This is a genomic window from Aminobacter sp. P4_H6_2 (genome assembly GCF_056400805.1).
Genome location: NZ_JBFUKO010000341.1, coordinates 1 through 5,860, shown reverse-complemented (window position 1 = coordinate 5,860; position 5,860 = coordinate 1). Strand labels below are relative to the sequence as shown.

The 5,860-nt window shown below is 60.7% G+C and carries 5 protein-coding genes and 2 pseudogenes; 5 read left to right on the top strand and 2 right to left on the bottom strand.

The window, feature by feature from the left end; genetic code table 11:
* Window positions 1-251: pseudogene (locus AC1DUU_RS21070) on the top strand (MgtC/SapB family protein); the annotation flags it as partial.
* 24 nt (window positions 252-275) lie between these two features.
* Here the strand turns inward: AC1DUU_RS21070 and AC1DUU_RS21065 are convergent.
* Both AC1DUU_RS21065 and AC1DUU_RS21060 read right to left on the bottom strand, forming a co-directional pair.
* Window positions 276-806 (bottom strand): cupin domain-containing protein, encoded by a 531-nt coding sequence (locus tag AC1DUU_RS21065; RefSeq protein WP_476785346.1) that lies wholly within the window; start codon window positions 804-806, stop codon window positions 276-278.
* A 115-nt stretch (window positions 807-921) separates the two neighbouring features.
* Complete coding sequence (locus tag AC1DUU_RS21060; protein ID WP_476785345.1) at window positions 922-2,097, bottom strand: cystathionine beta-lyase; 1,176 nt, start codon at window positions 2,095-2,097, stop codon at window positions 922-924.
* A gap of 148 nt (window positions 2,098-2,245) precedes the next feature.
* On the opposite strand from AC1DUU_RS21060, the gene AC1DUU_RS21055 reads away from it, so the two are divergent.
* The 4 genes and pseudogenes from AC1DUU_RS21055 to AC1DUU_RS21040 all read left to right on the top strand — a co-directional run.
* Window positions 2,246-2,977 carry a phosphatase PAP2 family protein gene (locus tag AC1DUU_RS21055; protein ID WP_476785344.1) on the top strand — a complete coding sequence of 244 codons (732 nt, stop codon included), beginning with the start codon at window positions 2,246-2,248 and terminating at the stop codon, window positions 2,975-2,977.
* Between the two features lie 260 nt (window positions 2,978-3,237).
* Window positions 3,238-4,266, top strand: a complete 1,029-nt coding sequence (locus tag AC1DUU_RS21050; protein WP_476785343.1) for an amino acid ABC transporter substrate-binding protein — start codon at window positions 3,238-3,240, stop codon at window positions 4,264-4,266.
* Window positions 4,267-4,329: 63 nt separating this feature from the next.
* Entirely contained in the window at window positions 4,330-5,520 is a 1,191-nt protein-coding gene (locus AC1DUU_RS21045; protein ID WP_476785342.1) for an amino acid ABC transporter permease, read from the top strand.
* A 9-nt stretch (window positions 5,521-5,529) separates the two neighbouring features.
* Window positions 5,530-5,860, top strand: a pseudogene (locus tag AC1DUU_RS21040) (amino acid ABC transporter permease); the annotation flags it as partial.

The window sequence follows — 5,860 nt, the reverse complement described above, 5'->3', positions numbered from 1 at the left end:
GCGAGCTGAAATGCAAGGCGCGCGACGAGGCGATGGTGCGAACCATGCTTCTCCAGGCGCTGAGCGTCAGGAAGCTAAGGCTGCAGTCTTTGGAAAGCCATGCGCTGCCGGATACGAGCTCTGTCGAAGTCGAGGCACTGGTATTCAGCGCGCGCGAGGAAGACAGCTTGGTGGAGCACCTTGTCGGCGAATTGAGTATGACGCCCCAGATAGTTGCGACGAGCTGGACCTCAACAACGCCGCCCGAATAGCTGCGGGCGAATTCAATCCTGGCGCTAGCTGCCGCGCCCTTCTTCTTTCCGCTTCGCCCGAAGCCTGTCGGGCAGCCCGTCATGATCGCCCAGAGCGCGTTCTGGCACGTCTTCCCACCAATCGTCACGCATGGGCTTTCGCTCGGGATTGCGCGGATAGACGATCCGGTTTTCGGCCTTGGTGGTTTCGCCAACCACTAAAAGGCGGACTTCAGTTTCGGTGTTGTTGAGAAAGCTGTGGGCCAATCCTGTGCCCGCGGGGAAGCCCACGGAGTCACCGGGCCTCAGCCGATGCAAGTTACCGTCCAGCCAGACATCTGGCTCGCCGTCGAGCACGTAGACGAATTCCTCTTCGGCACTTTCGGCGTGCGGAAACGATGTCCGCCGGCCAGGCGACAGGCGGACATGGTGGATGCCGATCCGCTCAAGGCCAAAATGCGCGGCGAGGGGCGCGCCAATGCCCCTCAACTCGTTGGTGCCGGAAAATGTCTCGCCGTCCGGCCGTTCAACCTCGGTCCAGTGGGCGATTTCAGAAGGACGGTCGGACGCGGCCATTTGGATCCTCGCACAGGGTTGTCACTTTCAAGGCGACCACTGTCGCGATCGCCTGTCTTGACGTCAATGCGGGCAGTGCTGCCTCAAGGCACAAGCTGATCCGACGGGTCCGACCTTACTCCGCGCTATTGGCTGCAGCCAGGCCGGCCGCAATGTCTTCCTTGAGGTCGGCGACGTCTTCCAGCCCGATCTGCAGGCGGATGATCGGGCCTTCGTAAGGCCCGTTCGCAATCTTGCGGTCGCCGAGGAATACGGGCACGGCAAGGCTCTCATAGCCGCCCCAGGAGTAGCCGAGGCCGAAGATTTCGAGCGCGTCCAGGAAGGCATGCGCCTTCTTGGTGCCGCCGCCGGCAAGCACCACCGAGAAGATGCCGCTGGAGCCTGCGAAGTCGCGTTTCCACATGGCGTGGTCGGGGTGGCTTTCGAGTGCCGGGTGCAGCACGCGCGCAACGCCGGGCTGGCCTTCGAGCCAGCGCGCAATTTCGAGCGCGCTCCTTTCGTGATGGGCAAGGCGGACGCCCATTGTGCGCAAGCCGCGCAGCACCTGGTAGACGTCGTCAGGGCCGGCACAGCAGCCGAGCGTGTCGAAAGCTTCCCTGAGGCGCGGCCAGCAGGCGGCGTTTGCCGAAACGGTGCCGCTGAGAATGTCGGAATGGCCAGCCGGATACTTGGTTGCGGCATGGATGGAGACATCGACGCCGAAGTCGAGCGCCCTAAACAGCAGCGGCGTGGCCCAGGTGTTGTCCATCATGACGATTGCACCCGCAGCATGCGCGGCTTTGACGATCGCGGGGATGTCCTGCACCTCGTAGGTGTTGGATGCGGGCGATTCGGTGAACACGACCTTGGTGTTGGGCTTGATCAGTTCGACAATTTTCGCACCTGCATGCGGGTGGTAATAATCGACCTCGACGCCGAGACGCTTCAGCATGGTGTCGGCGAAATGACGGGTCGGATGATAGACCGAGTCGGTGATGAGCACGTGGTCGCCGGCCGACAGGAAGCCGAGGAGCGGCACGGTGACGGCGGCGAGGCCCGAGGGAACCGCGATTGTGCCGGCCGAACCTTCAAGCTGGTCGATCGCCTCGCACAGGGCGTCAGTCGTAGGTGTTCCGCGGGTGCCATATGTGTATTTTTGAGCACGCCCCGCCATCGTTGCGGCATTGGGATAAAGAACCGTCGAGGCGCGCACGACCGGCGGATTGACAAAGCCATGAAAGCCGTGTGGATCGTGCCCGCAATGCGCGAGCCGCGTGTTGACGCCTTTGATCCTACCGTTGTCTCGAGTCATGAAACCGCACCCTTTCAGCGAAGACGCCAGCCATAATGCGACCGCTCTACCGGCGCAACCGCCGCGCGGCCCCGTTCGGCTGGGCCAGATATGGCCAGCGGGTTTTGCCGGGCGCCTCGTTGAGACGATCGGGTTTACCTGGCGCCRCATGTGGCGCGCTCCTGTCGGCACTCCGCCGCCGGTCTGGACACGTCAGCTGACGCTTTTGTTGCTTTGCGGTGCTTGTGTCGTCGGATTGCTGTTTTTCATCGATTCGGCGGTGATGAATTTCGTTCTCTCCAACCGCAACAACCTGACGAGTTGGCTGGCCTGGCTGAGCGATATAGGCAGGTCCGAATGGTATCTCGTTCCCTCCTTGTTGGTCTATCTGGCAACCGCGAGCGCCGATTGGCGCGGCGTCGGCTATGGCTTCCAGGCCCGGCTGGTGACGCTGTTTGGCCAAGCAGCTTTTGTTTTCGGCTGCGTTGCAGTCACTGGCATCGCTGTCAATATCGTCAAGTTGTTCTTCGGCCGCGCCAGGCCGGCATTCTACGGCGAATACGGTGCCTATTATTTCGATCCCTTCGTGGTGACGCGCTATTCTTCGAGTTTCCCCTCGGGCCATGCGACGACGCTGGGAACCGTGGCCGCGATCCTGATGATCTGGTTCCCGCGCTATTGGTTGCCGATCGRCATCGTCGGCCTGCTGTTTTCGGCTTTGCGGATTCCGGCCGCCGCGCATTATCCATCCGATGTTGCGGCCGGCTATCTGTTCGGGCTGATCGTGACGATCATTGTCGCCAGGTTCTTTGCTGCGCGTCGTGTCGGTTTCCGCCCAACACCGGGCAAGCTCTTGCCCGTTGCCACCGGATTCGGCAGGCTGAGGCGGGCTGCCGGCTAAGCGGCTGGAACCAGGCTTGTCGGGCGCAGCACAGATCGTGCCTGGACCTTTCTAATACTAAAGACCGAGGCGTCCATCGCGGGTCTTTATTGCTTGACCTAATAAGAATTATCGCCTTCGATGTCATTTGTGAACCGGACTGCAGCAATGCGCGCCGGATAGGTGCGCAATCCGGGAAATGGGCCGGATAGGGGACGCTGAGTTCACAGATCAAAAAGACAGGCAACGCCTGCAAAAAAACAGAAAAGGGTTCGTGGGTCATGAAGTATATCATTTCAGGCATTCTCGGGGCTGCTACGCTCGGCATGGTGGCGACCGCCGCATCTGCCGGCACCCTTGAGGACGTCAAGGCAAAGGGCTTCCTGCAATGCGGCGTCAGCACCGGCCTGGCCGGGTTCTCGGCACCGAACGACAAGGGTGACTGGCAGGGACTCGATGCCGATTTCTGTCGCGCGGTTGCAGCAGCGGTCTTTGGCGATGGCACCAAGGTCAAGTTCACGCCGCTTTCCGCCAAGGAGCGCTTCACCGCTCTTCAATCGGGCGAAATCGACCTTCTGTCGCGGAACACCACCTGGACCATCAATCGCGATACGGCACTTGGCCTGAACTTCGTTGGCGTTACCTATTTCGACGGCCAGGGCTTCATGATCAATGCCAAGAAGCTGCCGGGCGTGAATTCCGCACTCCAGCTCTCGGGCGCCGCAGTCTGCGTGCAGACGGGCACTACGACCGAACTCAATCTCGCCGACTACTTCAAGGCGAACAAGATGGAGTACAATCCGGTCGTCTTCGAAAAGCTTGAAGAGGTTAACGCTGCTTATGATGCCGGCCGTTGCGACGTCTACACCACCGACCAGTCGGGCCTTTATGGCATCCGTTTGACGCTTGCTTCGCCGGACGATCACGTCGTTCTGCCCGAAATCATCTCCAAGGAACCGCTCGGACCTGCCGTGCGCCAKGGCGACGACAAGTGGTACCACATCGTCAAGTGGACCTATTTTGCGCTGCTGACCGCCGAGGAACTCGGCATCACCCAGGCCAATGTCGAGGAAATGAAGGCATCGGGTAACCCCGAGGTCAAGCGCGTGCTCGGCACCGAGACTGACACCAAGATCGGCACCGATCTCGGCCTCGGCAATGACTGGGTCGTCAGCATCGTCAAGTCAGTGGGCAACTATGGCGAAGTCTTTGAACGCAATGTCGGCCAGGGCAGCCCGCTGAAGATTGCCCGTGGCATCAATGCGCTCTGGACCAAGGGTGGACTGCAGTACGCGCCGCCCATCCGCTGATCCGAAGTCTCACCCGGAAGGCGGCGAATCCGCCTTCCGGTTACTCTTTAAGAGGGACTTCCGATGGCTACGCAGGACATACCCCATGACGTAGGGGGCGGCCGCGCGTCGCTTCTCTACGATCCGAAGGTGCGCGGCATCTTCTTCCAGATCCTCGTGGTCGTTGCGCTTACCGCGTTCGTCTGGTGGATCATTGGCAATACGATCGAGAACCTGAAGCGCGCCAATATCGCGTCGGGTTTCGCCTTTCTCAACGGCCGTGCCGGCTTCGACCTCAGCGATTCGCTGATCGCCTTCGATTCCGATTCGACCTACAAGCGCGCGTTGCTGGTTGGCTTCCTCAACACGCTTGTTGTGGCTGTCGCCGGCATCGTAACCGCGTCGATCCTGGGATTTCTCCTTGGCATCGGCCGGCTGTCGCAGAACTGGCTGATCCGCAAGATCTGCACTGTCTATGTAGAGATATTCCGCAACATCCCGCCGCTGCTCGTCATCTTCTTTTGGTATTTCGGTGTGCTTTCGGTGCTGCCGCTGCCCAAGGAGAGCATTGAGCTGCCTTTTGGCTCGTTTCTCAACAGCCGAGGCTTTTATTTCCCCAAGCTGATCTGGGGCGAGGGTTCGATGCTGGTGCCCGTGGCGTTCCTGCTTGGCATCGGGATGTCGTGGTTTGTCGCCCGGCGTGCCCGCCAGCGGCAAATGGCGACGGGTGCGACATTCCCCGTGTTCTGGACGTCGCTGGCGCTGATTATCGGCCTGCCTCTTTTGGCACTCGCCGCGACGGGCTTTCCCATGAGCTTCGATTTCCCAAAGAAATCGACTTTCAATTTGACGGGCGGCTTGCAGATCAAGCCGGAGTTCCTGGCGCTCTATCTGGCYYTGTCKTTYTATACKGCAGCSTTCATCGCCGAGATCGTGCGYGCCGGCATCAAGGGCGTCAGCAAGGGCCAGACCGAGGCGTCGTCGGCACTTGGCCTGCGCTCGGGACAGGCGCTCAGGCTGGTGGTGGTGCCGCAGGCGCTGCGCATCGTCATTCCGCCTTTGACCAGCCAGTATCTCAACCTGACCAAGAACTCGTCGCTGGCCATCGCCATTGGCTACCCCGATTTGGTCGCGKTGGGAGGCACGGTGCTCAACCAGACCGGACAGGCTATCGAGATCGTGGTCATCTGGATGGTCGTCTATCTCGGTCTCAGCCTGGTCACGTCCGCTTTCATGAACTGGTTCAACGCCAAGATGGCGCTGGTGGAAAGGTAGGAGGCGGACATGTCGCAAGATATCGGATACGTCCGCACCGAATTGGCGCTGCCGCAACCAGCCCCTCTTCGCGAGCGCGGGCCAGTGGCATGGATACGCAAGAACCTTTTTGCCAATCCATTCGATTCGGTGCTGACGATCCTCGGTCTTTTGATCGTGGCGATGATTGTGCCGCCGCTCTTCAACTGGGCCGTGGTCAATGCCCAGTGGACGGGTACCGACCGGACCTTCTGTGCGACTGTGGCACAGGGTGGCATCCAGCCTGACGGCTGGTCCGGCGCCTGCTGGGCGTTCGTCAATGCCAAGTTCGGCCAGTTCATGTTCGGCCGCTATCCCATAG

Coding starts and splice junctions, on each gene's coding strand:
- AC1DUU_RS21065 (WP_476785346.1), bottom strand. CDS start 806: ATGGCCGCGTCCGACCGTCCTTCTGAAATCGCCCACTGGACCGAGGTT.
- AC1DUU_RS21060 (WP_476785345.1), bottom strand. CDS start 2,097: ATGACTCGAGACAACGGTAGGATCAAAGGCGTCAACACGCGGCTCGCG.